The 23,066-nt window shown below is 63.2% G+C and carries 22 protein-coding genes and 2 pseudogenes; 12 read left to right on the top strand and 12 right to left on the bottom strand.

Annotated elements, in window-relative coordinates; genetic code table 11:
- Nucleotides 1-10 precede the first annotated feature (10 nt).
- Both ACAD63_RS02665 and ACAD63_RS02670 read right to left on the bottom strand, forming a co-directional pair.
- Nucleotides 11-772, bottom strand: a complete 762-nt coding sequence (locus tag ACAD63_RS02665; RefSeq protein ID WP_135705960.1) for an SDR family NAD(P)-dependent oxidoreductase — start codon at nt 770-772, stop codon at nt 11-13.
- Nucleotides 773-813: 41 nt separating this feature from the next.
- Nucleotides 814-1,554, bottom strand: a complete 741-nt coding sequence (locus tag ACAD63_RS02670) for an SDR family oxidoreductase (RefSeq protein WP_434033383.1) — start codon at nt 1,552-1,554, stop codon at nt 814-816.
- A gap of 283 nt (nt 1,555-1,837) precedes the next feature.
- On the opposite strand from ACAD63_RS02670, the gene ACAD63_RS02675 reads away from it, so the two are divergent.
- Entirely contained in the window at nt 1,838-2,731 is an 894-nt protein-coding gene (locus ACAD63_RS02675; RefSeq protein ID WP_434033958.1) for an AraC family transcriptional regulator N-terminal domain-containing protein, read from the top strand.
- A 7-nt stretch (nt 2,732-2,738) separates the two neighbouring features.
- Here the strand turns inward: ACAD63_RS02675 and ACAD63_RS02680 are convergent, their stop codons facing one another.
- From ACAD63_RS02680 to ACAD63_RS02690, 3 genes are read right to left on the bottom strand one after another with little or no spacing between them, the layout of a single operon-like run.
- Nucleotides 2,739-3,665, bottom strand: a complete 927-nt coding sequence (locus ACAD63_RS02680; RefSeq protein WP_135705959.1) for an NADP-dependent oxidoreductase — start codon at nt 3,663-3,665, stop codon at nt 2,739-2,741.
- The gene (locus ACAD63_RS02685) at nt 3,665-4,093 is read right to left on the bottom strand and encodes a nuclear transport factor 2 family protein (RefSeq protein WP_135705958.1); all 429 of its coding nucleotides are present in this window, start codon (nt 4,091-4,093) and stop codon (nt 3,665-3,667) included. The genes ACAD63_RS02680 and ACAD63_RS02685 overlap by 1 nt, the downstream gene beginning before the upstream one ends.
- 21 nt (nt 4,094-4,114) lie before the next feature.
- Entirely contained in the window at nt 4,115-4,546 is a 432-nt protein-coding gene (locus ACAD63_RS02690; RefSeq protein ID WP_135705957.1) for a DoxX family protein, read from the bottom strand.
- 101 nt (nt 4,547-4,647) lie between these two features.
- On the opposite strand from ACAD63_RS02690, the gene ACAD63_RS02695 reads away from it, so the two are divergent.
- Nucleotides 4,648-5,550, top strand: coding sequence for a LysR family transcriptional regulator (locus ACAD63_RS02695; protein WP_135705956.1), 903 nt, complete (start codon nt 4,648-4,650; stop codon nt 5,548-5,550).
- 126 nt (nt 5,551-5,676) lie between these two features.
- Here ACAD63_RS02695 and ACAD63_RS02700 read toward each other — a convergent pair whose 3' ends face one another.
- Nucleotides 5,677-5,892: a SymE family type I addiction module toxin gene (locus ACAD63_RS02700; RefSeq protein WP_434033384.1), complete on the bottom strand. Its 216-nt coding sequence runs from the start codon at nt 5,890-5,892 to the stop codon at nt 5,677-5,679.
- A gap of 317 nt (nt 5,893-6,209) precedes the next feature.
- Nucleotides 6,210-7,733: a M81 family metallopeptidase gene (locus ACAD63_RS02705; protein WP_434033385.1), complete on the bottom strand. Its 1,524-nt coding sequence runs from the start codon at nt 7,731-7,733 to the stop codon at nt 6,210-6,212.
- Nucleotides 7,734-7,874: 141 nt separating this feature from the next.
- On the opposite strand from ACAD63_RS02705, the pseudogene ACAD63_RS02710 reads away from it, so the two are divergent.
- A pseudogene (locus tag ACAD63_RS02710) lies at nt 7,875-8,813 on the top strand (RNA-guided endonuclease InsQ/TnpB family protein); the annotation flags it as partial.
- Between the two features lie 49 nt (nt 8,814-8,862).
- Here the strand turns inward: ACAD63_RS02710 and ACAD63_RS02715 are convergent.
- Nucleotides 8,863-9,202 (bottom strand): annotated as a pseudogene (locus ACAD63_RS02715) (D-serine ammonia-lyase); the annotation flags it as partial.
- An 874-nt stretch (nt 9,203-10,076) separates the two neighbouring features.
- Here ACAD63_RS02715 and dapA point away from each other — a divergent pair.
- From dapA to ACAD63_RS02755, 8 genes are all read left to right on the top strand, one after another.
- Nucleotides 10,077-10,973, top strand: coding sequence for a 4-hydroxy-tetrahydrodipicolinate synthase (gene dapA / locus ACAD63_RS02720; RefSeq protein WP_434033386.1), 897 nt, complete (start codon nt 10,077-10,079; stop codon nt 10,971-10,973).
- A gap of 618 nt (nt 10,974-11,591) precedes the next feature.
- A complete protein-coding gene (locus ACAD63_RS02725; RefSeq protein WP_135705952.1) occupies nt 11,592-12,152 on the top strand; it encodes a PAAR domain-containing protein in 561 nt (186 codons plus the stop codon).
- Complete coding sequence (locus ACAD63_RS02730; protein ID WP_434033387.1) at nt 12,149-12,790, top strand: hypothetical protein; 642 nt, start codon at nt 12,149-12,151, stop codon at nt 12,788-12,790. Before ACAD63_RS02725 ends, ACAD63_RS02730 begins: the two co-directional genes overlap by 4 nt.
- On the top strand, nt 12,787-13,332 hold the full coding sequence (locus ACAD63_RS02735) for a hypothetical protein (protein WP_240745899.1): 546 nt from the start codon (nt 12,787-12,789) through the stop codon (nt 13,330-13,332). The genes ACAD63_RS02730 and ACAD63_RS02735 overlap by 4 nt, the downstream gene beginning before the upstream one ends.
- A 277-nt stretch (nt 13,333-13,609) precedes the next feature.
- Nucleotides 13,610-14,548 carry a LysR family transcriptional regulator gene (locus ACAD63_RS02740; protein ID WP_135705950.1) on the top strand — a complete coding sequence of 313 codons (939 nt, stop codon included), beginning with the start codon at nt 13,610-13,612 and terminating at the stop codon, nt 14,546-14,548.
- Nucleotides 14,549-14,614: 66 nt separating this feature from the next.
- Nucleotides 14,615-15,583 carry a Bug family tripartite tricarboxylate transporter substrate binding protein gene (locus ACAD63_RS02745; protein ID WP_434033388.1) on the top strand — a complete coding sequence of 323 codons (969 nt, stop codon included), beginning with the start codon at nt 14,615-14,617 and terminating at the stop codon, nt 15,581-15,583.
- Between the two features lie 59 nt (nt 15,584-15,642).
- Nucleotides 15,643-16,878: a CaiB/BaiF CoA transferase family protein gene (locus ACAD63_RS02750; protein WP_434033389.1), complete on the top strand. Its 1,236-nt coding sequence runs from the start codon at nt 15,643-15,645 to the stop codon at nt 16,876-16,878.
- Nucleotides 16,875-17,720 (top strand): enoyl-CoA hydratase/isomerase family protein, encoded by an 846-nt coding sequence (locus tag ACAD63_RS02755; protein WP_135705947.1) that lies wholly within the window; start codon nt 16,875-16,877, stop codon nt 17,718-17,720. Before ACAD63_RS02750 ends, ACAD63_RS02755 begins: the two co-directional genes overlap by 4 nt.
- Before the next feature lie 103 nt (nt 17,721-17,823).
- On the opposite strand, the gene ACAD63_RS02760 is transcribed toward ACAD63_RS02755, so the two are convergent.
- The 4 genes from ACAD63_RS02760 to ACAD63_RS02775 form a co-directional block, all read right to left on the bottom strand.
- Nucleotides 17,824-18,327 (bottom strand): GNAT family N-acetyltransferase, encoded by a 504-nt coding sequence (locus ACAD63_RS02760; RefSeq protein WP_195431200.1) that lies wholly within the window; start codon nt 18,325-18,327, stop codon nt 17,824-17,826.
- 130 nt (nt 18,328-18,457) lie between these two features.
- Nucleotides 18,458-19,630, bottom strand: coding sequence for an acyl-CoA dehydrogenase family protein (locus ACAD63_RS02765; protein ID WP_195431203.1), 1,173 nt, complete (start codon nt 19,628-19,630; stop codon nt 18,458-18,460).
- Nucleotides 19,631-19,696: 66 nt separating this feature from the next.
- A complete protein-coding gene (locus tag ACAD63_RS02770; protein WP_434033390.1) occupies nt 19,697-20,698 on the bottom strand; it encodes a Bug family tripartite tricarboxylate transporter substrate binding protein in 1,002 nt (333 codons plus the stop codon).
- Between the two features lie 128 nt (nt 20,699-20,826).
- The gene (locus tag ACAD63_RS02775) at nt 20,827-21,633 is read right to left on the bottom strand and encodes an IclR family transcriptional regulator (protein ID WP_133092362.1); all 807 of its coding nucleotides are present in this window, start codon (nt 21,631-21,633) and stop codon (nt 20,827-20,829) included.
- Nucleotides 21,634-21,904: 271 nt separating this feature from the next.
- Between ACAD63_RS02775 and ACAD63_RS02780 the strand changes: the two genes are divergently transcribed.
- Complete coding sequence (locus ACAD63_RS02780) at nt 21,905-23,062, top strand: CaiB/BaiF CoA transferase family protein (RefSeq protein ID WP_434033959.1); 1,158 nt, start codon at nt 21,905-21,907, stop codon at nt 23,060-23,062.
- Nucleotides 23,063-23,066: the final 4 nt, after the last annotated feature.

A 23,066-nucleotide genomic window follows, 5' to 3' on the forward strand; every position in this document is an offset into this window, starting at 1 on the left:
AAGACGTTGATCAAGGCAGGGCCACGCTCATGCCACCGTCGGCCATGACCACGGCGCCGACGATAAAGCTGGCCTTTTCCGATGCGAGGAAGGCGATTACCTCGGCGATTTCCTTGGGCTGTGCCGCGCGGCGGATCGGTGCCTTCTTGCCATGCTCTGCGAGGAACGCCTGGCCGTCGGCATGGATGTGGTTGGTAATGTTGGTAATGACATCGCCGGAGCCCACCGCATTGACGCGAATGCCGTGTTCGATGGCTTCCAGCGAAAGGGCCCGCGTCAACTGCGCCAGCGCGCCCTTCGACGCCGCATAGGCCGCAATCAACGGAAAAGCCTGATAGCAGGCGTAGGACCCCACGTTGACGATGGCGCCTGTCTTTGCCGGCAGCATGGCGCGCATGGCTTCCCGCGAGAATAGGAAAGCGCCCGTGGCATTGACGGCCTGAATGCCATTCCAGTCTTCCAGCGACATGTCCACCAGTGGCTTGTTGATGATGACCGCGGCGTTGTTGACGAGGATGTCGAGCTTGCCAAACCGGTCGATTGCCGTGGCAACGGCCTGTACGGCACTTTCCTCGCGCGCCACGTCGGCGACGATGGGAACGATGCCAGGTCGCGCCAGTGCTTCCACGTTGCTGCTGCGGCCAACGGCAATCACATTCGCGCCTTCGGCGTGAAGCAGTTCGGTCGTGGCCAGGCCGATGCCACTGGCTGCACCGGTAACGATGGCGACCTTGCCTGCAAAGGCGCCGCCTGCCGTGTTTCGTGATGTCATGATGTTCTCCTGATTGATTTGGGTTCCGCGTGCTGCCTGGATCAGAACGGGCTGGCGGTGGGCCGTACGACGATCTCGCTGACGTCGACTTCGGCGGGCTGCTCCACCGCGTATGCAATGGCGCGAGCGATGGCGTCGGGCGTAATGGCGATGCGACGGAACTCCTGCATCGCGCAACGCGCGGTGTCATCAGAGATCGAATCGGCCAGCTCGGACTCCACGACGCCGGGGCAGATCACCGTCACGCGGATCTTGTCGGTCTCCTGGCGCAGCCCGTCGGAGATGGCACGCACGGCGAACTTGGTCGCGCAGTAGACCGCGGCAGTGGGCGACACGGAGAGTCCACCAATCGAGGAAATATTGATGATCTGGCCGAGCCCTTGCGCCTCCATCGTCGGCAGCACGGCGGCAATGCCATGCAGCACCCCACGAATGTTCACGTCGATCATCCGGTTCCATTCGCTGACCTTCAGGGCGTTGAGGGGCGAAAGCGGCATCACGCCCGCGTTATTGATGAGGACGTCGATGCGGCCGAAGGCATCGAGCGCGAAGCGGGCGAATGCCGCCACGTCATCGGCCGACGTCACGTCGAGCTCGCGGTAACGAACCACGCCGCCGGAGGCTTCGATCGATGCCGCCAACTCGGCGAGCCGGTCGGTCCGGCGTGCACCGATCACGAGCCGGTGTCCTTGCGCGGCGAGCAGGCGAGCGGCGCCCTCGCCGATGCCGCTGCTGGCGCCGGTGATCAGAATAACTTTCGATTCGTTGGTGGCGATTGCCATGTTGCATACTCCTATTGTTGGTTCGGATCTGACCGCAGGGTTCAGCGCTTGATGCGGCGCGCTCTGCAGTCACGTTTCGGCCTTCAATGAAGCGGTATGGTTCGTCGGCCGGTGAATGAATGATAGGGATGACCTGCCTGCAGGCGAATACACGGACCGATGCCGTTATTGCCTATTCCTATTGATCCGGCTGGTACGGTGTGCAAGACGCGGCTAGAATGGCGGCTGCAGGCAAACAACAGGAGGCTTTGTGTCCAAGGTCCGCTCCCCCGCTTCCGTCAAGATGATTCGTTTGATCGAGAAACTGGCGCCCAACGAGGGCTACACGCAGTCGACGCTCGACAGCGTGCGGCTGATGCGTTCGGATCGGCCCCTTGGGCGCACACCGGTGCTATACGAGCCAAGCATCGTGATCGTGTGCCAGGGCCGCAAGCTTGGCTTTCTGGGCAATGAGGTCTATGTCTACGACGCGCAGCACTATCTTGTACTGTCGGTACCGCTGCCGTTTTCCACGGAAACCCAGGCTTCGCCAGAGGAACCCATGCTGGCGGTGTCCATCCGTCTGGACCTCCTCGAACTCAGCGAACTGATCACGCAGATCGGTGCAGCGGGAGATCTGCCTGAAGAGCCACCCAACGGCATGGTGTCTACGGAGCTGGACGAGAATCTGGCCGGTACAACCGTCAGGTTGCTGGAGGCATTGACCGTGCCGATGGATGCCCGGATCCTGGGTCCGGGCCTGGTGCGGGAAATCTGCTACCGCGTGTTGACGGGGGCACAGGGAGGCGCGATGCGTGCCGCTCTCGCTCACCACGGGCGCTTCGGCCGCATCGCAAGAGCGCTGAAGCGTATCCATGCGGATTATGCGGCGCCCCTGAATGTCTCATGCCTGGCTGAAGAGGCCGGCATGAGCGTGCCAGCGTTTCACGCCAACTTCCGCACGGTGACCCAGACGTCGCCAATCCAGTACATCAAGTCCACCCGCCTTCATCAAGCGCGCCTGATGATGATTCGCGACGGCGTCACGGCTGCGGCAGCATCGGGACGCGTCGGCTACGAGAGTACTTCGCAGTTCAGCAGGGAGTTCAAGCGGCTTTTCGGGCGAACGCCGGTTGAGGAGGCACGCGACATGCGCGAGTCTTTCACCCTGTCACCGGCGGTTCGCTTTGGCGCCTAGGCGCACTCTACTGGGCCACGGCCACAACGACCTTGCCTTTCACGTGGCCGCCCTTGCTGTGGTCGAGCGCCTGGCTAACGTCTGAGAGCACAAAGACCGAATCGATCTGGGTACGCAGATCGCCCGATGCATGGAGCGTAGCCAGTTTCTCGAGCTGGGGCGCGTCGCTACGCGTAGCGAAATGTCTGCCGGTCGCCTGCGTTCCTTTGGCTCGAGCTGCGTCGGGCCTTGCCACCGTCGACACCAGGGTGCCGCCCGGCTTCAGCACCGACCATGAACGCTCCTGAGTTTCACCGCCAATCAGGTCGAGGACGAGGTCCAATCCCGAGACCCGCGCGGCGAAATCCTCGGTGCGGTAGTCAATAAAGGCATCGGCGCCGAGGCTTGCTACATATTCGCGGCTCTGGGCTGAACCGGTGCCGATGACGTGGGCGCCGGCCAACTTGGCAAGCTGCACGGCCGCAGTGCCTACGCCGCCTGCGGCCCCGTGGATTAGGACCGACTGCCCGGCATGCAAGCCCCCATGCTCGTGGAGCGCCTGCCATGCCGTCAGCGTTGCAGCGGGAATCGCCGCGGCTTCCGCGAAAGCCAAGGACGCAGGCTTGCGCGCCAGGCGGGTGGCCTCCACGACGGCGCGCGTGGCGAAAGCCCCGACAATCCCGATGAATCCCATCACTTCATCGCCCGGCTTCAGTCTTGTGACGTTGCGCCCCACGGCGATGACGGTCCCTGCAGCATCAACCCCAGGGGTGAAAGGCAACGGCAGTGGAATAAACGCCCGCATGGCGCCACTGACGATCTTCCAGTCAATCGGATTCACCGATGCCGCGGCAATGTCGATCAAGACTTCGTTGTCGCCCGGTACGGGGTCGTCCGCCTCGACCAGCGTCATGCCGCTGGGGCTGCCGTAGCCAGTTACTTGGATGGCTTTCATCAGATGCTCCTGGAGGCGACGCCCACTACAGGCGCGTCAAGGGCAAGGGCTGCCTGAACCGGGTCGAAATACTCGCGCAGATGCACGATGCGACCGTCGCGGGCTGTCAGAAACACGACATACTCCTGGCGGTAGGTACGGCCGGTCGCCGCGATCAGGCCCTCCCCACGCACCCGAGCAATCGCCTGCTGCGGATCGTCCGTCGCAGTCACGATGGCATCGGAGAAGCGAAAGTTCCTGACCGCCCCCACGAACCAGCTCGCATGCCGCAGCACAGATTCACGTCCTTCGAGTTTCAGCGGATGACCCAGGCTGGGTGCGTACGGCAGATCCCAGACGATGCTGTCGGCGATTAGTTCCTGCCATTGCTCCGGCTTGTCGACTAGGAACTGGAGATGTTGCTCCAGAAGCGTTGTGGCAATGCTCATGATGTCTTCTCCTGCGATGTGTCAGGCGGCAACGCGCTTGGCCGGCGCGCGACGGTTGTCCAGACTGAAGGCGCCGGGGCCGAACGCCACTACCTGCAGGAGACCACCGGCCATCGCCAGGTTTTTCAGGAAATGGAACATCTGATTCTGGTCAGCGAGCGCGTGGTGAAAGATCAGCGCGGTCACGACAGCGTAGGCAGCAAGCAGGAGAGCCACCACGCGCGTCTTGTAGCCAATGACCAGGAGTGCGGCGCTCGCCAGTTCCAGCACCAGTGCGCCAATCAGTCCGAGCGCTGGCGCGGGCAGACCCAGCGATCCGATATAGGCCATCGTTGCGCCAGGTGCCATCAGCTTGCCGAAGCCGCTGATGAAAAAGATGACCGCGATGAGGGTGCGGCCAACGGCGGGGATGGCGGAGTTTTCGTTCAGCGAGGTGTTCAGGTTCGAGTTCATAGTGTTCATCCTTTCAAAGAGTGGATGAACGAAGATTAGAGACTTGACAACCATCAAGGTAGCCTATATTTCTAGATGCAATCCATCTACTCCATAGATATATGCTCGATGCCGTCTCGCTGGACCAGCTTCGCACCTTCATCGCTGCCGCCGACGAAGGCAGTTTCTCCGCCGCAGGCCGCAAACTCCGGCGAGCGCAATCCGTGGTCAGCCATACGCTGGCCAACTTAGAGAGTCAGATCGGCGTGCAGCTCTTCGATCGGGCGGGCCGTTATCCAAAGCTGACGGACGAAGGATCGGCCTTACTTGCGCAGGCGCGGCTGGTGGTGGGTGGCATGGACGGGTTTAAGGCGAAGGCGCGGACAATTTCCGACGGACTCGAGCCCGAGCTCTCTGTCGTGGTGGACGTCATGTATCCAATGACATCACTGACAGACGCCGTCGGTGCATTTCGAAGCGAGTTTCCGCACACACCATTACGCCTTTACGTCGAAGCGCTGGGTGCTGTCATGCAGCCGGTACTCGCCCAGACATGCCGGCTCGGAATCAGCGGCTCGATGCCATCGGTCCCAGAAATTCTCGATGCCGAGAAATTGCTGGATGTGCCAATGATTACGGTCTCTGCCTCGTCCCATCCCCTGGCATCAACGAATCGGATCCTAGGGCCGGTGGATCTCAAGGAGCACGTCCAACTCGTGCTGACGGACCGCACGACCCTCACAGAGGGCACCACTTTCGGCGTTTTCTCTCCACAGATATGGCGCCTTGCCGATCTAGGAGCCAAGCACGCATTCTTGCGCGCTGGCTTTGGATGGGGCCATATGCCGGTGGCAATGGTTCAGGATGACCTGGACAGCGGCAAGCTAGTGCCCCTGCGACTCGAAGCGTTCCAGCCACATACGCCGCCCATCGCCATGTTTGCAGTCTTTAGGAAGGACACACCGCCCGGGCCTGCTGGAAGGTGGTTTCTCAAGCGCCTCAGAGACGCAGGCGACACCCACTAACGAGCATCACTGCGGGGAGGCTATGTCTCCTAGTCATCCGTTGCCAGCCAGACGCAGTAACGACATGACGGACCAAGATGGGTCGGTAGGTGCCGTCGCCGGCGCCCACCGGATTGACTGTCTACGTTACTCCACCCAAATAACTATCCGCTTATGCTGAACTCTAACCTTCAGGGATTGGCCGACGCTGAATCCAGCCCGCTCCAACCAAAGACCTCGCAAGCGAATCCAAGGGATCGTCCGCAGACCAGTGAAGTTATTGTTGTTACTTGGAACAGCCGGGAATTGAGTCCGACTAATCTTGATAGTCCGTACGTGCGTGCCAGTGGATTTGATTTTCATGGCGGCTCCTGAGAGGATGACCGCAAGCTGTCCGGGTGCGGTAAGGCCGCTGCGAGAGTGTGTTCATCACTTGACGATGAAATAGGCTACGCATGACCGTTGCCGCTGGCAATCTCCTATAAGGGCACGTCAGGCACCACGATGGCCCGGCGATCGGCTAGGAGGCCAAGACGTCAAAGATCCCTCGGAAGAATTACGCGAAGGAGGCTGGGCACATGCTCCCCACGCGCGTGGGCCTGTTCATCGGGATAGCCGCTGCGGCCGCCGCGATTGCGCACGGGGCACCCAACTCGTTTGATGACGTAGTCTCGCTTCCGTCATGCGACATCGGCACCGCCATCGAAGCGCACCTCATCCGACAAGGGCCAAAACGCCCCAGCGAGCCTTTCACGCGGAAACGACGCAATCGCAGCTGTACTCAAGCCCTCACTGTCGACAGAAATGATCTGCTTAGCCACCGTCCGATATCCAGCACGGAAGTGGTTGGCCCCCTTGATCGCAACGAGCTTGTACCCAGTGACATCCAGCCCATGCAGCACAAACGGCTCGACATCAAAGATCTGCTCGGCACGCGAAGCCACGATGACATCGACACCGTTGATGATGAGGCGACACATCACCCCCAGGTCGAAGCGAACACCTTCGAACATCGATCCAGGGCGATTCACGAAGCGCCCGTCCGTGATGCATTTCACATAGGCATCGGCCTCAATGGGCGCGCCCTGGAAGCGGCCTTGCTTGCCACCCAGTGAGACCCTGATCGTGACGCCGACACCCGCGCGCTGTGCTTGTGCAACCACGGCAGCATCATTGATCGACGCGAAACAGCACGTGCCGGCGGGCGGATTGGCGTCCAGTAACGCACGAAGCAGATGCGTGCCGTCTCCGGGTGTGCCGCCGCCCGGGTTGTCTGCGTACTCGTTGACAACGACAGGCCCCTCTGCCGCCGACAGGGCAAGGGCGACGCCCTGTGCGGGGGGCGGAAACGTCGAACGGAACGCCTCGCGATGCGACCAGATCCATTGCGCGACTTCGTCGACGCAACGCTGCGCAAGCGCGGCGTCTCCGGTTGTGGTGCACACGACCGCCGGGCAGGGGGCCGCGATATCCGCGTAGGGGAAGCCGTGGAACCACGAGCAGTCGATGACGCCGGGCTGTGCGGCCAGCTTCCGGCAAACGTCGTTGACTTCCGCTGGGATGAACCCGTCTTGTGTCGTCACGATGTACGGCAGCATCGGCAGGCGTCGCATTGCGGTGACCGGTTTGAGCCCGCCCCGAATCATCTCAAGCAGCAGCTCGACGGCTTCGACGCCCCGGTCATGGAAGTCGGTATGCGGATACAGCTTGCACGGCAATGTCAGGTCGCAAGCGTCGCGCATCGCGTCCGTCATGTTGCCGTGCAAATCGTAGACCGCGGCAATCGGGACACCCGGCCCGACCAGCGCACGAACGGCAAGCGCCAGATCGCCTTCGACGTCTTCAGTGCCGTCGGCGACACCGGCGCCATGCAGGGCCAGCAGCACGCCGTCAACCGGCAGCGCAGCGCGAATGCATTCGAGGATGTCTTGCTTCATGGCGGCATACGCGCCGGCTTCGATCGTGCCCGAGGGCGTCGCCTGCCCGACATAGGTGGGAATGAGCGTGGCGCCGGTCCTGCGCGCGCCTTCGATAAAGCCGCCCACCTGATGATTCGATTTGTCGAACGCCGCCAGGATTTCGTCGCCCCGATACTGTTCGAACGCGCGCAGCGGCGTCATGCCCGCGAATTCGGCGGCGTACGTGTTGGTCTCGTGGATGAGTCCGGCAACGGCCAGGCGGACGGGCAATTGGTCTGAAGTCACGGGAATGCCTCCGGGAGCTATGTGTTGCGCGCGATCAGCGATTGACCTTCTTTGGATCAAAGCTTAGGGCGATCAGGGCGCTGGAGACAAGCGCGGCGGCGATGATGAAGATGGCAGGCGCGGTGCTGTGGTACGTGTCTCTTCGCCAAACGGGCCGCGTTCCCGCGCTTCAAGAAGAAGGGGCAACGCGACAGCTTCCGCTACTCGGACCCGAAACAGATCAAGCTGGATCAGGCCAACAGTCGTATCTTCCTGCCCAAACTTGGATGGCTGCACTACCGCAACAGCCGGAATGTGCAGGGCGAGGTGCGCAACGCTACAGTATCCATGAGCGCGGGCAAGTGGTTCGTCTCGATCCAGACGCAACGTGAGGTCGAGCAGCCCGTGCCTCAGGGCACCAGCGCCGTCGGCATCGATGTTGGCGTGACACGCTTTGCGACACTCAGCGACGGCAGCTACCTTGCACCGCTCAATAGTTTCAAGCGGCACGAAGCTCGGCTGGGCCGAGCGCAGCGGACGATGAGCCGCAAACAGAAATTCAGCAGCAACTGGAAGAAGGCGAAAGCCCGCGTCCAGCGCATTCTCGCCCGCATCGGCAATGCCCGCCGCGATTACCTGCACAAAGCCACGACCACGATCAGCCAAAACCACGCGATGGTGTGTATCGAGGACTTGCAGGTGAGGAGCATGTCCAGGTCGGCAGCGGGCAGTGCCGAGAAGCCGGGCAAGAACATTCGGGCCAAGTCCGGCCTGAACAAAGCGATTCTGGATCAGGGCTGGTTCGAATTCCGCCGCCAGTTGGAATACAAGCTGGTATGGAACGGCGGCTGGCTTGTCGCAGTGCCGCCCGAGAACACGAGCCGGACGTGTCCGGCGTGCGGTTGCGTAAGCGCGGACAACAGGCTTACGCAAGCTCGGTTCGCCTGCATCGAATGCGGTTTCGAGGAAAACGCCGACGTGGTCGGCGCGATCAACGTTTTGGCGCGGGGACACCGCGTTGCAGCCTGTGGAGAGCCGGTGCAGTTAGGCCGCTCTGCGAAACAGGAACCCACCGAAGTGGCTGCGCAGCTCACCGCGTAGCGCCGTAGGAATCCCCTTCCATTCCGCCGACAAGCGGCGACCGAAGGTCGAGGGAGAGGAGGATGTCAACGTCGGGGACGGTGAACACGCCGGCGAGTTGGGAACCCATCAACGGGCTGACCAGATGCGATGCCTGGCCGACGGCGAGGCCATCGGCGTCGGTCCGGTTATTCCAGGCCGATGTGGTAGACGGATACGGGAGCTTGCGCACCTGAGGCCAACTGCACCAGTACGCACGGGGAGGCCACGGGCTCGGCGAAGAAGCAGTGCACATGTTCGCCGAACAGTGCCTTGAGACCGTAAGTGATACCACCCGGTGCGCCGCCGACACCGCAGGGCAGATAGACGAAGAGCGGATGCGCGGCATCCACGACGCGGCCGGCTTCGGACGCGGAAGACATTGACGTGGCAGTTCGCTACGACCCCGTCCGCTACAGACAGTTGCACGCTGACGTTTTGCTGGATGAGTACCTGATTCCTGTGGCCACGCCCGAGTACCTCGCCCGGCATTCTGGGTTATCTGATGGCGCTTCGCTCGACGGCGTTGTGTTGCTGCATGACGCATCTCCATTGGTCGGCGCAGCCGAGTTCGTGGAATGGCGGACGTAGCTTGAGGCCTTTCATCCGGCATGGATTGCGCAGCTGGAGGGGCCGCAATTCAATCTGTCGAGCCTTGCCATCAGCGCGGCGCTGAACCACCAAGGGGGTGGCGATGGGGCGCACGGCCCTGGTCTATGACGAGATCAGGAGCGGACGGCTGGTGAATGTCTTCGGCAAGCACGTACGCGCGCCGGCGCGCTACATGCTGCATTCTCGTAATCCTGAGGATCGGCGCACGACCATTTTCTCTACGTGGCTTAAGGCCGAGTGTGCGCGCTTTGATGCTGCGCGAATGGAGTTGTTTTCGCTGGATGCCGTACCGCGAAGAGCCGGGTTGGGGGCGTTGATTCGATAGCCCCTTGGAGGAGAGCCCTTCCAAGCCAGGCTTGACGAGATTGCGGAGAAGCGGATAGATTGACGCAACCATGAGCCGCCGCCCCGCCTCCCTCTCTCTTGATCTCACTGCGAACCAGCCGCAGTGGGGCGCGCGCGCCAAATTCAAAAAACAGTCGCTCATCTGACCGGAGCGCGCTGTTCCGTCAGTTGAGCGACGGAACAGCATCAATGTAAAAGACGGTCTGCCAATCCCCCTTACTGTCTTGAGCGCATCTTGCTCCGTCGCTTGCCTGTGCGGTTTCCGAATCGGTCGATCCGGAGCATGCAATGCAAGAAGTGGAATATCTCTATCGTGGTATCTGGCTACCCCTGGTCACCCCTTTTCGCAACCATGAGGTTGATCACGTCGCGCTGCGGCGGCTAGTGGCCTATTACCGCTGCAGCGGCCTGGCGGGATTGGTGGTGTGCGGCAGCACCGGCGAAGCCGCCGCGCTCGATGAGGCGGAACAGTTGGCGGTGCTGGATACCGTGCTGGCCGAGGTCGGGGAGTTGCCGGTCATGATGGGCCTGGCTGGCAACAATCTCCGGCATGTGCTTGGCCGTCTGGACAGGATTGGCGAACGTCCGCTGGCGGGGGTGCTGGCGCCTGCACCGTACTACATAAGACCGTCGCAGGAAGGATTGAAGGGGTATTTTCGCGAGCTGGCCGACAGATCTCGGGCACCCTTGGTGCTTTATGACATCCCCTACCGAAGCGGTGTGACGCTGAGCGCCGAAACGCTGCTCTCGTTGGCAAGCCACGGCAATATTCGAGGAATCAAGGACTGCGGCGGCAATGCTGAAACCACGCAAGCGTTAATCGCCGATGGCCGCCTGGCAGTTCTCGCGGGAGAGGATCACCAACTGCTTGCCACGCTATGCATGGGCGGGCAGGGCGCGATCGTTGCGTCAGCGCACATTCGGCCTGATCTCTTTTCGGAGCTGTGGCGCGCTGTGGATGACCAGCGCCTGAGCGTTGCCCGCGAGCTTTTCCATGCCCTGATGCCGCTGATTCGGCTGATGTTTGCAGAACCTAACCCTGGACCGGTCAAGGCATTACTGGCCAGGCAAGGCTTGCTGTCTGAGGAACTGCGTTTGCCAATGATGCCGGCTTCAACAGCGCTCGCCGAGCAATTGGCAATTGTTTGTGATGCCTTGGACGCGGTACACGCGAATGCGTTGTAACTGAGCAGGTTAGATGTGGGCGTACGGTCGCCCGTATGCCTTCATAAGCGCAGCCCGGAGATATTCGGCGCAACACTGGACTATGGCCGCCGTGCTCAATCGACGGCGCTTCCTTAGCCATTGACTCCCGCCATCTTGCGACATCGGCACCGCCATCGACCCGCACCTCATCCGACGAAGGCCAGAATTCTCCAACGAGCCTTTCACGCGGAAACGACGCAATTGCAGCCGTACTCAAGGCATCTGCTTCGATCGAAGCAACAGGAAGCGGCCTTGCTTGCCGCCAAGTGACACCCTGATGGTGGCACCGACACCTGCGCGCTGTGCTTGTGCAACCTAAATTCTGATACGAATTCATTTCATTCAGATTCGGAACCGTCCTATGGCGGGGCGGGCGCCCCTAGTGGAAGCATGGCTGTGTCGAATTGGGTCGTTGAATGTTGGTCCGATTCGCTCATCCTTTTCCCTCTAAGGAATGCTAAACCTTGCGTAGCGCTGTCCACAGCGGCCCACCCTTGCGGACACATCCCCACACTACGCCGGACCTATGTATTTTGGTCCGCTACCAACCCAAAAAAGACGACGTCTTTTACGCCAACACCGCCATAAGGAGTTGTAATGCCTGATATTCGCTATGCTCTGCTAGATGGGGACAAGACCAACGCAAACGGTGTACTCATCGCCACCGGCGAGAGCATGTTCCATCACGGTGTGAAGGTGGGTGTCGAAGGCGACTATGCAACCTGTCTGGCCTGCAAGGCTGGCGGGCCTGTGATGAACGACTGTTACCCTGCCTTTGATCTGCGTGGGAAACAAATATTGGTGAGCGGCGCGCGCGTCTATTGCAAGTGCCCGACCAACCCGATAGTCATCCACTCCCAGACCAATTTCACCATAGAAGTAAACCGGATGGGGCACTATGCGCCGCCACTCTCATCGGGGCCAAGCTCCAGCGTAGTATCGGCAAGTCACGATACGCAAATCATTGAGCAATACTACGAGCTTGTTGATGCCGAGACCGGCGCGGGGGAGGAAGGTTATCGCTATGACCTATTTGTTGAGGGGCAGCGGATTAGCCAGGATACCCCGTTTGGCAGCGGAGCAACCCCGACGGTGCGCGGTGGCGTGTCCATGGAAATCGTCATGTGGCTGGACAAGGCAAAGGAAACACGAGCATGACAGAAGTATCAAGATCGGCGTCGGCAAGTTCAGCTCTGTCTTCTGAGGAGCGTCTGTTGGCAGCTATCGCCTATGGCGAGTCGTCAACAAGGGACCTGTACGAAGAAATGGCCGCACTGGCAAGTGTGATGGTCCGTCAGATGAAAGCCAGGGGCTATTCCACCATCGATGCCTTTACATCGAAGGACAAGAATTTTTCATTTGTGAGAGCAGACGGCAACGCGCGCTACGCTAAGTTAATGAAGGCCACGGAGAAAGACATTGAAAAGAGCCCGCCTATGTCCGATGCAGTCAAGGCCGCACGAAATGCTTTCTCAGGAGGCGTAGACTTCTCGAATGGCGCGTATTTTTGGGATGGAGCAGACATAAAGTCTAACTACAAGCATCACGCGAAAGTAAAGTCCGGAATCCATATCACGGATCCTGTTCACAATATTTACGGAATCAGCGACTCAGGGAAGACGAAAATTCTGTACAAAACAGTCAAGAAGAAGGTAGGCGGACAGGTGAAGACTGTGCGGGAGGAGGTTGGACGCTACTCCTGGGTCTATGAATCCACCGCAGGCGTAGGCGGCACCATCTTCTGGCGTTATGGCCGGGATTGGGTGACAGTCACCCGTGCGAAGGAGTACAGATGATACGGCCCACCATTCTGGCTTTGCTTGTCGCACTTTCAGTTTCTGCACATGCCGAACTGGTGCCGGAGGCGGTCATCGATAGTTGCCTGCTATTTGACAAATCGACTGACGCTTCGGTTTCTATTGTCCCAATTGAAGGGGAGGCGCATCTGATTGATGATGTAACGGTACCCGGCCATCGGCTATTTATACCTGCCAGCGACAGAAACAGGCTTCGGATTGGCTATGCGACCAGCAAGCGCGGACTCAAGGATTATATCTTCGTAGGTACACATCGTGGCTACATCATGCGAGCGGTTGCGGTCGGCAAATTCCGGCCAGCAAGAGTTGAGGAACCGGGCCTTGCAGCTTTTGCATTGTTGCGCCAGCGTGGACTTCAATATGTGTGCCTGATGGAAAGCAACGGCAACGGCAGTGCGGCTTTTGTGAGATCGGCCTTTGTAGGCCGAATTCCACCCTCGAAAGGCTCCGCACTGAAACTGTTCTACAAGGTGGCAGACGTGAAGAAGTTCAATGCATTCGATGGCGCAGAGCGCTTTTGATGCGGACTTAGCTTCCATCGCTTCAGACAACAAGCTTAGATGTAAGGAGGATGGCGGGACGACACAACGATTACAGTCCGGCCTAGCCGCGAAGCGCATCAATCATCAGCGGCTGCCCCGGTCCCGCCCAAATACTCGTTCGAGGGTTGCATGGGAATCTGCAATTGCCGAGATCGCTTGAGCGGTGGAAAATCGGGCCGCCACGGCTCTTTTTTCGAAGGGCCCAACCCCAGCCCGGCAGCCTTTCTTCCGCAACGACGCAGCAGATGCGACCATCGTGACGTCCTCCGCCTCCTCTCGCCTTCCTCGGCTGCATTTCGACCTGACCACTGTCCAGCTCTTCATTGCCGTCGCCGACCTGGGCAGCATCACCCGCGGCGCCGAACGCCTCCATCTGGCTCCCGCCGCCGCCTCCCGCCGCATCCTCGAACTGGAAGCCCAACTAGGCGTCTCGCTGTTCGAGCGCCTTCCCCATGGGATGGCTTGCACTGAAGCCGGCCGCGCACTGTTAGCCCACGCCCGCGGCATCACCCACACCGTCCAGCGCATGCAGGACGACGCCGCCTCCTTCGTCGGCGGCGACCTGGGCGTGGTACGCGTTGCCGCCCCAAAGTCAGCAGTCATCCAGTTCCTCCCCTTCGACATCCAGCGCTGCGCCACCGACTGCCCCGGCGTCCGCATCGACCTCCAGGAAATGAACAGCCTGGAAGTCCAGCAATCCCTGCGCCGCGGCACCGTGGACATTGGCATCTACGAAGGCAGCCTGGGCGTCGTGGACCTGCCGACCGCGCTCTACCGGACCGACAAGCTGGTGCTGGTGGTGGCGCGCGGCCACGCGCTGGCCAAGCGCAAGCAGGTCACCTCGGAAGACGTGCTCGACTGCGACCTGATCGTCCTCGGCGAAAGCTCGGCCATCTCCATCGGCCTTGAACGTCTGGCCGAGGAAGCCGGCCGCGTGCTCCATATGCGGATGCGCGTCGGCGGCTTCGACAGCATCGCCGCACTGGTGGCCCAGAACCTGGGCGGCGGCGTGATGCCGGAGGCGATTGCGCGCGAGGTGGCAGGCGGTAGCCGCTTCGTGCGTTTGCCGATCGCGGAAGATTGGGCGCGACGCCAGTTCGTGCTATGCCACCGGCCCCATGGCGCACTTTCCTCCGCCGCGCTCAGCGTCCTGGAAGTGCTTGCGCAAAACGCGAAACCAGAATCCCCAAAATAGCGATAGCCCTTGGCGCGCGCATTGCGGAAGATGGCTCCATAACGATTAGTACTACGGAGACACGCAATGCAGCGCAGACAATTCATCCTGGCCGCAGCGGCCGGACTGGCGATGCCCGGCCTGGCGCGCGCCGCCGCTGACGTACAAGGGCCGGTGCGCATCGTAGTGGGGTTTGCCCCCGGTGGCGGCACGGATGTGCTGGCGCGCGTGATCGGGCAGAAGCTCGGGGTCATGTGGAATACCAGCGTGCTGGTGGAGAACAAGCCCGGCGCGACCGGCGCGATCGCCGCTGCCTATGTGGCCAAGCAACCGCCGGATGGCACCACGCTGCTGATGGCGCATGTCAACAGCCATGCGATCGCCCCGGCGCTGCTGGACGTCAAGTACGACCCCCGCGCTGATTTCACCCCGATTTCGATGGTGGGCGTCACGCCCAATATGCTCACCTGCCGTCCGGAACAGAAGATGCGCACCGTTTCGGACATCGTGGCGCTGTGCCGCAAGAACCCGGGCAAGATTTCCTTCGGCTCGTCCGGCATCGGCTCGGCGCAGCATCTGGCGCTGGAGATGTTCCGGATGCAGGCCAGGATCGACGTGGTGCACGTCCCGTACAAGGGCTCGGGCCCGCTGGTGGCGGACCTGATGGGCGGCCAGATCGACTATGCGTTCGACACGATGACCGCCGCCACGCCCTTTATCCAGCAGGGCAAGGTGATCGCAATCGCGCAGACCCGGCTCAAGCGCGCGGCCAGCCATCCCAATGTGCCGACGCTGGCGGAGTCGGGCTTCCCCGGCCTGGACGCTGCGTCGTGGTACGGCCTGGTGGGGCCGAAGGGCATGCCGCCGGCGCTGGTGCAGCGCATGAACGCGGACGTCAACCGCGTGCTGGCGATGCCCGATGTGGCCGAGCGCCTCAAGAGCTTTGGCGCCGAGGACTCCGGCGGCACGAACCAGCAGTTCGGCGCCTTCATCGCGTCCGAGTCTACCAAGTGGGCCAAGGTCGTGAAGGACGCCGGCGTGAAGGCCGAGAGCTGATGGCGCGGAGCCGCCGCGCCCACATCCGCCGACTTGTCGAATTTCCCAGGAAGCACCCGATGACCGATTTCACCGATTCCGGCGCGCAAGCGCCTGCCACCAAACTGCCGCTGTCCGGCGTGCGCGTGCTCGACGTCAGCCAGGTCATGGCCGGGCCCTACGCGTGCATGCTGCTGGCCGACCTCGGCGCCGACGTGATCAAGATCGAACCGCCAGAAGGCGGTGACCAGACGCGCGGGGCGATGGGGTTCAAGATGAAGGGCCCGGACAGCATGGGCTTCCTCAACATGAACCGCAACAAGCGCAGTGTCACGCTGGACCTGAAGACCGAGTCGGGCCGGGAGGTGCTCTATCGCATGGCGGAATCGGCCGACATCCTGGTGGAGAACTACCGCCCCGGCGTGATGAAGCGCCTGGGGATCGACTACGAGACGCTCAGCAAGATCAATCCGAAGCTGGTCTATTGCAGCATCTCGGGCTTCGGCCAGAGCGGGCCGTGGGCCGGCCGGCCGGGCTTCGACCTGATGGCGCAGGCGATGTCGGGCGTGATGAGCGTCACCGGCTACCCGGGCGGCGCGCCGGTGAAGGCGGGCGTGCCGGTGGCCGATATCGGCTGCGCGCTGTTCGCGACCTACGGCATGCTGTCGGCCTATATCGGCGCCAAGGAGACGGGGAAGGGGCAGTATGTCGACGCGTCGCTGTTCGACTCGGCGCTGGCGTTCTCGGTGTGGGACACCTGCGAGTACTGGGGCACGGGCCGCGAGCCCGAGCCGCTTGGCACGGCCAACCGCATGAGCGCGCCCTACCAGGCGATGAAGGCCGCCGACGGCTACTTTGTGATGGGGGCTACCAACCAGAAGCTGTGGCAGCTTCTGTGCAACACGCTCGAGCGGCAGGACCTGCTGGCGGATGAGCGCTTTGCCACCGTGGCGCTGCGGCTGGCCAACCGGCAGGCACTGATCACGGCACTGGAAGAGAGCTTCGCCAGGCAGGGCGCCGACTACTGGATCGAACAGTTGCTGGAAGTCGGCATCCCGGCCGGGCCGATCCTGACCTACCCACAAGCCTTCGACAGCGAGCATGGCCGTCACCGCCAGATGCGTATCGAGATCGATCACCCGATCGAGGGCAAGGTGCCCAATATCGGCTTCGCGGTGAAGATGGGCGGCACACCGCAGCAGGTACGCCGGCCGCCGCCGCTGCTGGGCCAGCATACGGAAGAAATCCTGGCCGAGCTGGGGCTGTCGAAGGACGAACAGCAGTCGCTGGCCGCGGCCGGCGCGTTCGGCGCATGAACGCCGCGCAGCCGCCGGGAGGCGGTCAATCCGGGGCGAGCCAGCGTGAAGGCGGTGCTGGCAGCGACGGGCAAGTCCGGCTCACGGTGCAGGGGCAGGTCGCGACGCTGACCTTCGACCGCCCGGCCGCGCGCAACGCGATGACGTGGGCGATGTACGAGCAACTCGCCACGCACTGCCGCGCGCTCGCGGCGGATGGCAGCGAGGGCGTGCGCGTGGTGGTGCTGCGCGGGGAGGGCGGGGAGGCCTTTGTCGCGGGCACTGATATCGCGCAGTTCCGGCAATTCTCGAATGGCGATGACGGGGTGGCCTACGAAGCGCGCATCGACGAGGGCATCCGCCTGGTCGAACAGCTGCCGATGCCGACCGTTGCCGTGATCGAGGGCTGGGCGGTGGGCGGCGGGCTTGCCATCGCGACCGCCTGTGATTTCCGCGTGGCGACGCCCAAGGCCCGCTTCGGCGTGCCGATCGCCAAGACCCTCGGCAACACACTGTCGGCGATGAATCTTGCCAAGCTGCGTGCGGCGTGGGGTTTGCAGCCGGTGCGGCGCATGCTGCTGCTGGCGCAGATCCTGGATGCCGATGCGGCGTTGGCGTGCGGATTCCTGGAAGGCGTCTATGCTGCCGAGTCGCTGGAGAGCGAGGTCGCTGCGCTATGCAGCCGGCTTGCCGCGCTGGCGCCTGTTACGCAGACGGTCGTCAAGGAGGCCTTGCGGCGGCAGACCGTGGAGGCGGTGGCCGATACCGATGATCTCGTGCGCCTGTGCTACGGAAGCGAAGACTTCCGCGAAGGGGTGGAGGCGTTTGTAGGCCGGCGGCCGCCGGAGTGGAAGGGGCGTTAAACGTGCAGGCTGGCCCGGCGCGAATGATGGTTCGCGCCGGGCCATTATCGTTTACCGTCAAGCGGCCTTCCTCGCCTCGGAAGCATCCGGCTGTGTGCGCGCATCACCGCGCTGGCACTTCATAAATCAGCCGCACATATTTCGGCGCAGGCTGGCTGTCCACTACCACGCCGCCCATCGCCTCCGGAATCCGCCGGCTTGCCCAATTCTCTTCCGCCACCGGATAGATGAACCGCGGCGGCTGCAAGGCAGCCATCGCCCAGTCTTTCACCGCCAGCACGGCCTCCATTCCATAGCCGTGGCCGTGGGCGTCTTCCCGGATCCAGATGCCGAATTCCGGCGCGGGCGTATCGGCGTGATGCAGCCCGGCCAGTCCCAGGAATTGGCCGTCACTCGTGCGGCGGATGGTAAAGATAAAATCCGATCCGTCGTCCATGGCCGGCAGCCAGGCTTGCCAGACGTCACGGAATGCGGCCGGGGACGGGGCGGGTTCCCATTCCATGTAGCGTGCCAGGGTTGGCGTGATGCAAGGCCATACTTCGTCGGCATCGGCGCGGGAGAAGGGGATCAGGGCGAGGCGTGCCGAATGGATCGTTGGTGCGGACATGGCGTTCTCGATGGGAGATCAGGCACCTTCATTATTGCGCACAAGAATCCATTCGACCGGTACTACGCATTGCTTTGGGGGAATCAAGCGGCTGTCATTCGTTGACCGTACGCATGGGTGTACCTGGGCGTTACCCTGCCCGATCCAGCACTCCTTCCCGCGCCTGCATCGTCCGCTTTGCAATATTCAACTGGTGAATCTGCGTGGTCCCCTCATACAACCGGAACAACCGCACATCGCGATAAAACCGCTCCGCCACGGTACGCGCCATATACCCGCTGCCGCCAAAGGTCTGCACCGCACGATCCGCCACGCGTCCGCACATTTCAGAGGCGAACAGCTTGCACATCGATGCCTCCATAGTCACGTCCTCGCCGTTGTCGCGGCGGCGGGCGGTTTCCAGTACCAGCGCGCGCGCGGCGTGGATGTCGGTGTTGCTGTCGGCAACCATTTGCTGCACCAGCTGGTAATCGGCGATCGGCTTGCCGAACTGGCGCCGCTGGCTCGCGTAGCGCACCATCTCGTCCACCAGGCGGATGGCAGGGCCGATGCACAGGCCGGCCAGGTTGATGCGCTGCTTGTTGAGCGCCTTCATCGCCGTCTTGAAGCCGACGCCAGGCTGGCCGCCGACGATGGCGGTGGCGGGCACGCGACAGTCCCGCAGGTAGACGTCGCCCACCGGGGAGCCGTGCTGGCCCATCTTGCGTTCCGGTTCGCCGGTGCTGATGCCGGGCGTGCCGCGTTCGACCAGGAAGGCGCTGATGCCGTGCGCGCCAGGGGTATCGGAGTCGGTGCGCGCGAAGACGGTGAACAGGTCGGCGATCGGTGCGTTGGTGATGAAGCATTTGCTGCCGTTCAGCACGTAATGGTCGCCCTCGCGCCGGGCCGATGTCAGCAGCGAGGTGGCGTCGGATCCGGCTTCGGGCTCGGTCAGCGCGAAGCAGCCGGTCAGCTCGCCCGATGCAAGCCGCGGCAGGTAGCGCGTCTTCTGCGCTTCGGTGCCGTCGACGACCAGCGACTCGGAGGCGATGCCGGTGTTGCCGCCGAAGCGCGCGCGGAAGACGGTCGCGGCCTGCGAAACTTCGATGTTGACGAGCGTCAGTTCTTCGGACGTCAGCCCCGCGCCGCCATAGGCCTCGGGGATGCTGTGTCCGAACAATCCGAGTTGTCGCATGGCGTCGACCACTGGTTCAGGGATGACGTCGTCGCGGTCGATGTCGGCTTCTAGCGGAATGCAGGTATTGAGGACGAACTGGCGGAGGTCGGCAAGCAAGGCTTGCATGCGGGCGGCGTCGCGGATCATGGGAGTGTCAGCTGGGTAGGTGTCTGGGAAGGAGCGGGATGTGTCTTGCCGTGTGGACGACAGGCGCTACTGGGCGCTGATGCCGGCGGTCTTCAGCACGCGGGTCCACTTCTTCGACTCGCTGTCCAGGTAGCGGTCAAAGGCCGGTGCGGATTGCGGGGCTACGTCCATGCCGATGTCGGCCAAACGCTTGACCACGGCAGGATCGCTGACGGCCTGCGCCGCGGCGTCGGCGAGCTTGCGCACGACGGCGTCGGGGGTGGCGTGCGGCGCGACCAGTCCGAACCACGCGCCTACTTCATAGCCGGGCAGGCGCGCAACTTCGGCGACGGTGGGAATGTCCGGCAACGCCGCGGACCGCTTGGCGGAAGTCACCGCGAGTGCGCGCAGCTTGCCGCTCTGGACCTGCTGGCGGGCGATCGCCGCGGTCAGCGCCATCATCGACACGCGCGCGCCCAGCACGTCCGTCAGCGCCTCGGGCTGGCCCTTGTACGGCACATGCATCAGCTTGACCTCGGTCATTTGCGTGAGCAATTCGCCGGAGAGGTGGTTGGAGGTACCCACGCCGGCGCTGGCGTAGGTCAGCGCACCGGGCTGGCTGCGCGCGGCGTCAAGCAGTTCAGGCAGGGTGCGCAGGCGCGACGATGCGGGGACCACGATCACGTTGGGCACCACGCCAAAGCCGGCAACCGCGCGGAAGTCGCGGGTGCCTTTCCAGTTGATCGCGCTGTTGAGCAGCGGCCCGACCACGTAGCTGGGACTGACGGCAAGCAGGGTATAGCCGTCAGGCGTGGCCTTGGCAGCGATGTCGGTGCCGATGGATCCGCCCGCGCCGGTGCGGTTCTCGACGATGACAGGCTGGCGCAGCAGCAGGGCCATGCGCTCGGCGGTGACGCGGGTGACGGTGTCGACCACGCCGCCGGCCGAGAACGGCACGATGATGCGAATGGGGTGGGCGGGGAACCTGTCGGCACTGTCGGCGGCGCCAAGGGCCACGGCAGGCGCGAGCGCGGCGCAGCCGCACATGGCGGCCAGCAGGCGCCGGCGTGCTGTTTGAGAGGATTGCATCTTGTCTCCTGGTCTGGGATGTTCCCGTGGTTTCCCGATAAGGCCGCAATCTCGCCGGATCGCTTGGCGCCTCCTTGCTACAACCTCCGCGGCGTCGTCACCGCTTGTCGTCACTGCCTGGCATCACATCAACGCGCGCACGCCAGCTCGATCTGCCTGACGCCTTCGCGCAACTTCTGCGCGACCGTGCGCGCCAGCATGTCGTCACGGTCGCGCGCGGCGGCGACGGTGCAGTTCAGCGCGAACGGGTCTTCATGCAGCGATTGCCGGATCGGCACGGCTATCGCGTGGATGTCCGTTCGCCATTCGCCGCGGCTAAGGCAAAAGCCGTGCGCCGCGTAGTGCGCCTGTTCCGCAATCCACATCGGCTGCTCCCGTTCGAAGCGCCCGGCATCTTCCACGCGCAGCCGGTTCAGCACCGCGGCGCGCTCTTCCGCCCCGCACGCCAGCAGCACGGCGCGGCCGATCGAGGTGGACAGCAAGGGCCGCGTACTCCCGATGTCGGGCTGGTACACGTTGCCCGGATCGACGCGGCAGCTGTCCACGTACACCACCGTCAGCCGCTCGCGCATCCCCAGGTTCACCGTGCACCCGGTTTCGCGGGCGATGGCTTCCATATATGGCCGCGCGATCTGGCGGATAGCCAGCCCGGCAAGCATCGGATACGCCAGCGCCAGCACGCCAGCGCCGAGCCGGTACTTCTGGTTGCCCGGCACCCGGCTCAGGAAGCCAAGCAGGCTGAGCGTGTACGTCAGGCGCGACACCGTTGCCTTGGGCAGTCCGGTCCGCGCCACGATGTCCTGGTTGCCCAGCACCGGGCTGCCCGGCGTGAACGCCCGCAGCACGTCCAGCCCGCGAGCCAGGTTGCTGGCGAACTGGCGATCGGTTGAGAGTTCGTCGGCGCTGGCAAGGCCGGGCAGTGGAGTGCGTTCCATGTCTGGCGGCGGTCTGTTGGCATTCATGCTCGGATCCGTGAGGGGGGCTCGTCAATGTTGTAGCACGACGGTTCCGCACAGCGAAACCGTGCTTGCGCCCGGCGAGCGGGGCTGTCAGTTTGGATCGCAGCAACCTGCGCCCAACCCCAAAACGAAGAGACAGATCCCAATGCCGAACGCGCCACCCGACCACGCCGCCACGGCGGCAACGCCTTGCAACACCCACACCGACGCCGGCACCGGCCCGCTGGCGGGCGTGCGCATCCTGGACATGGCCACCGTGGTGGCGGCACCGTTCTCGGCCACGCTGTGCGGCGACATGGGCGCCGAAGTCGTCAAGCTGGAGCTGCCGGATGGCAGCGATCCGCTGCGCTCGCTCGAGCCCGTTACCGACGCGCACGCGCTGTACTGGAAAGTGACCAACCGAGGCAAGCGCGGCATCTCGCTGGACGTGCGCACACCGCGCGGCAAGGAGATCTTCCTGAAGCTGCTGCCGCAGTTCGATGTCCTGGTCGAGAACTTCCGCACCGGCACGCTGGCGCGCTGGGGGCTGGATATCGAGACCCTGCGCGCGGCCAATCCCGGCCTGGTGGTATTGCGGCTGACCGGCTTCGGCCAGACCGGACCGTATGCGCAGCGGCCCGGGTTTGCGCGGATCTTTGAAGCGATGAGCGGGTTCACCAACCTGGCAGGCTCGCCGGAGAGCGGGCCGATGCACATGAACTACCCGGTCGGCGACATGGTCGCTGGCTTGTTCGGCGCCTTTGCCATCGCCACCGCCGTGGCGGAGCGGCGCGCGCGGCCGGACCTGCCTGGCCGCGAGATCGACCTGGCCGCCACGGAAGCACTGTTCCGGCTGCTGGAGCCGCTGGCGGTCGAGTACGAGCAACTGGGCCGCGTGCGCCAGCGCGCGGGCAATCGGACTACCTATGCGGCACCGTCGAATATGTACCGGACCTCGGACGATGTCTGGGTCTCGGTGGTGGCCTCGTCCGATGCCACCTTCCGCCGCCTGGCAGAGGCGATGGCTGCGCCGCAGCTCGCGCACGCGCCCGACTACGCCACCAACGCCGGCCGCGTGCGTAATCTCGATGCGCTCGACGCGCAGATCGCGGCCTGGTTTGCTGCGCGGTCCTACGCGGACGCGGCGTCGGCGCTCGAGGCGTGCCAGGTGCCGTTCAGCAAGGTGTTCAGCATCGCCGACATTGTTGAAGATCCGCAGATGCGCGCGCGCGCGGCGATCGTGCGCCTGCCGGATGCCGAGCTTGGGTCAGTGCCGGCGCCATGCGTGGTGCCGAGATTCTCCGGCTACGCACCGGCCGCGCCGCGCTGCGGTCCGGCCGTGGGCGAGCACAATGCGCTGGTCTATGGCGCGTTGGGACTGGGGGCGAGTGAGTTGCGCGCACTGAGGGAAGCGGGCGTGATCTGAATCG

This window comes from Cupriavidus sp. a3 (assembly GCF_051015765.1).
GTDB lineage: Bacteria > Pseudomonadota > Gammaproteobacteria > Burkholderiales > Burkholderiaceae > Cupriavidus > Cupriavidus oxalaticus_A.

Coding starts and splice junctions, on each gene's coding strand:
- ACAD63_RS02665 (WP_135705960.1), bottom strand. CDS start 772: ATGACATCACGAAACACGGCAGGCGGCGCCTTTGCAGGCAAGGTCGCC.
- ACAD63_RS02670 (WP_434033383.1), bottom strand. CDS start 1,554: ATGGCAATCGCCACCAACGAATCGAAAGTTATTCTGATCACCGGCGCC.
- ACAD63_RS02675 (WP_434033958.1), top strand. CDS start 1,838: ATGATTCGTTTGATCGAGAAACTGGCGCCCAACGAGGGCTACACGCAG.
- ACAD63_RS02680 (WP_135705959.1), bottom strand. CDS start 3,665: ATGAAAGCCATCCAAGTAACTGGCTACGGCAGCCCCAGCGGCATGACG.
- ACAD63_RS02685 (WP_135705958.1), bottom strand. CDS start 4,093: ATGAGCATTGCCACAACGCTTCTGGAGCAACATCTCCAGTTCCTAGTC.
- ACAD63_RS02690 (WP_135705957.1), bottom strand. CDS start 4,546: ATGAACTCGAACCTGAACACCTCGCTGAACGAAAACTCCGCCATCCCC.
- ACAD63_RS02695 (WP_135705956.1), top strand. CDS start 4,648: ATGCTCGATGCCGTCTCGCTGGACCAGCTTCGCACCTTCATCGCTGCC.
- ACAD63_RS02700 (WP_434033384.1), bottom strand. CDS start 5,892: ATGAAAATCAAATCCACTGGCACGCACGTACGGACTATCAAGATTAGT.
- dapA (WP_434033386.1), top strand. CDS start 10,077: ATGCAAGAAGTGGAATATCTCTATCGTGGTATCTGGCTACCCCTGGTC.
- ACAD63_RS02725 (WP_135705952.1), top strand. CDS start 11,592: ATGCCTGATATTCGCTATGCTCTGCTAGATGGGGACAAGACCAACGCA.
- ACAD63_RS02730 (WP_434033387.1), top strand. CDS start 12,149: ATGACAGAAGTATCAAGATCGGCGTCGGCAAGTTCAGCTCTGTCTTCT.
- ACAD63_RS02735 (WP_240745899.1), top strand. CDS start 12,787: ATGATACGGCCCACCATTCTGGCTTTGCTTGTCGCACTTTCAGTTTCT.
- ACAD63_RS02745 (WP_434033388.1), top strand. CDS start 14,615: ATGCAGCGCAGACAATTCATCCTGGCCGCAGCGGCCGGACTGGCGATG.
- ACAD63_RS02750 (WP_434033389.1), top strand. CDS start 15,643: ATGACCGATTTCACCGATTCCGGCGCGCAAGCGCCTGCCACCAAACTG.
- ACAD63_RS02755 (WP_135705947.1), top strand. CDS start 16,875: ATGAACGCCGCGCAGCCGCCGGGAGGCGGTCAATCCGGGGCGAGCCAG.
- ACAD63_RS02760 (WP_195431200.1), bottom strand. CDS start 18,327: ATGTCCGCACCAACGATCCATTCGGCACGCCTCGCCCTGATCCCCTTC.
- ACAD63_RS02765 (WP_195431203.1), bottom strand. CDS start 19,630: ATGATCCGCGACGCCGCCCGCATGCAAGCCTTGCTTGCCGACCTCCGC.
- ACAD63_RS02770 (WP_434033390.1), bottom strand. CDS start 20,698: ATGCAATCCTCTCAAACAGCACGCCGGCGCCTGCTGGCCGCCATGTGC.
- ACAD63_RS02775 (WP_133092362.1), bottom strand. CDS start 21,633: ATGGAACGCACTCCACTGCCCGGCCTTGCCAGCGCCGACGAACTCTCA.
- ACAD63_RS02780 (WP_434033959.1), top strand. CDS start 21,905: ATGGCCACCGTGGTGGCGGCACCGTTCTCGGCCACGCTGTGCGGCGAC.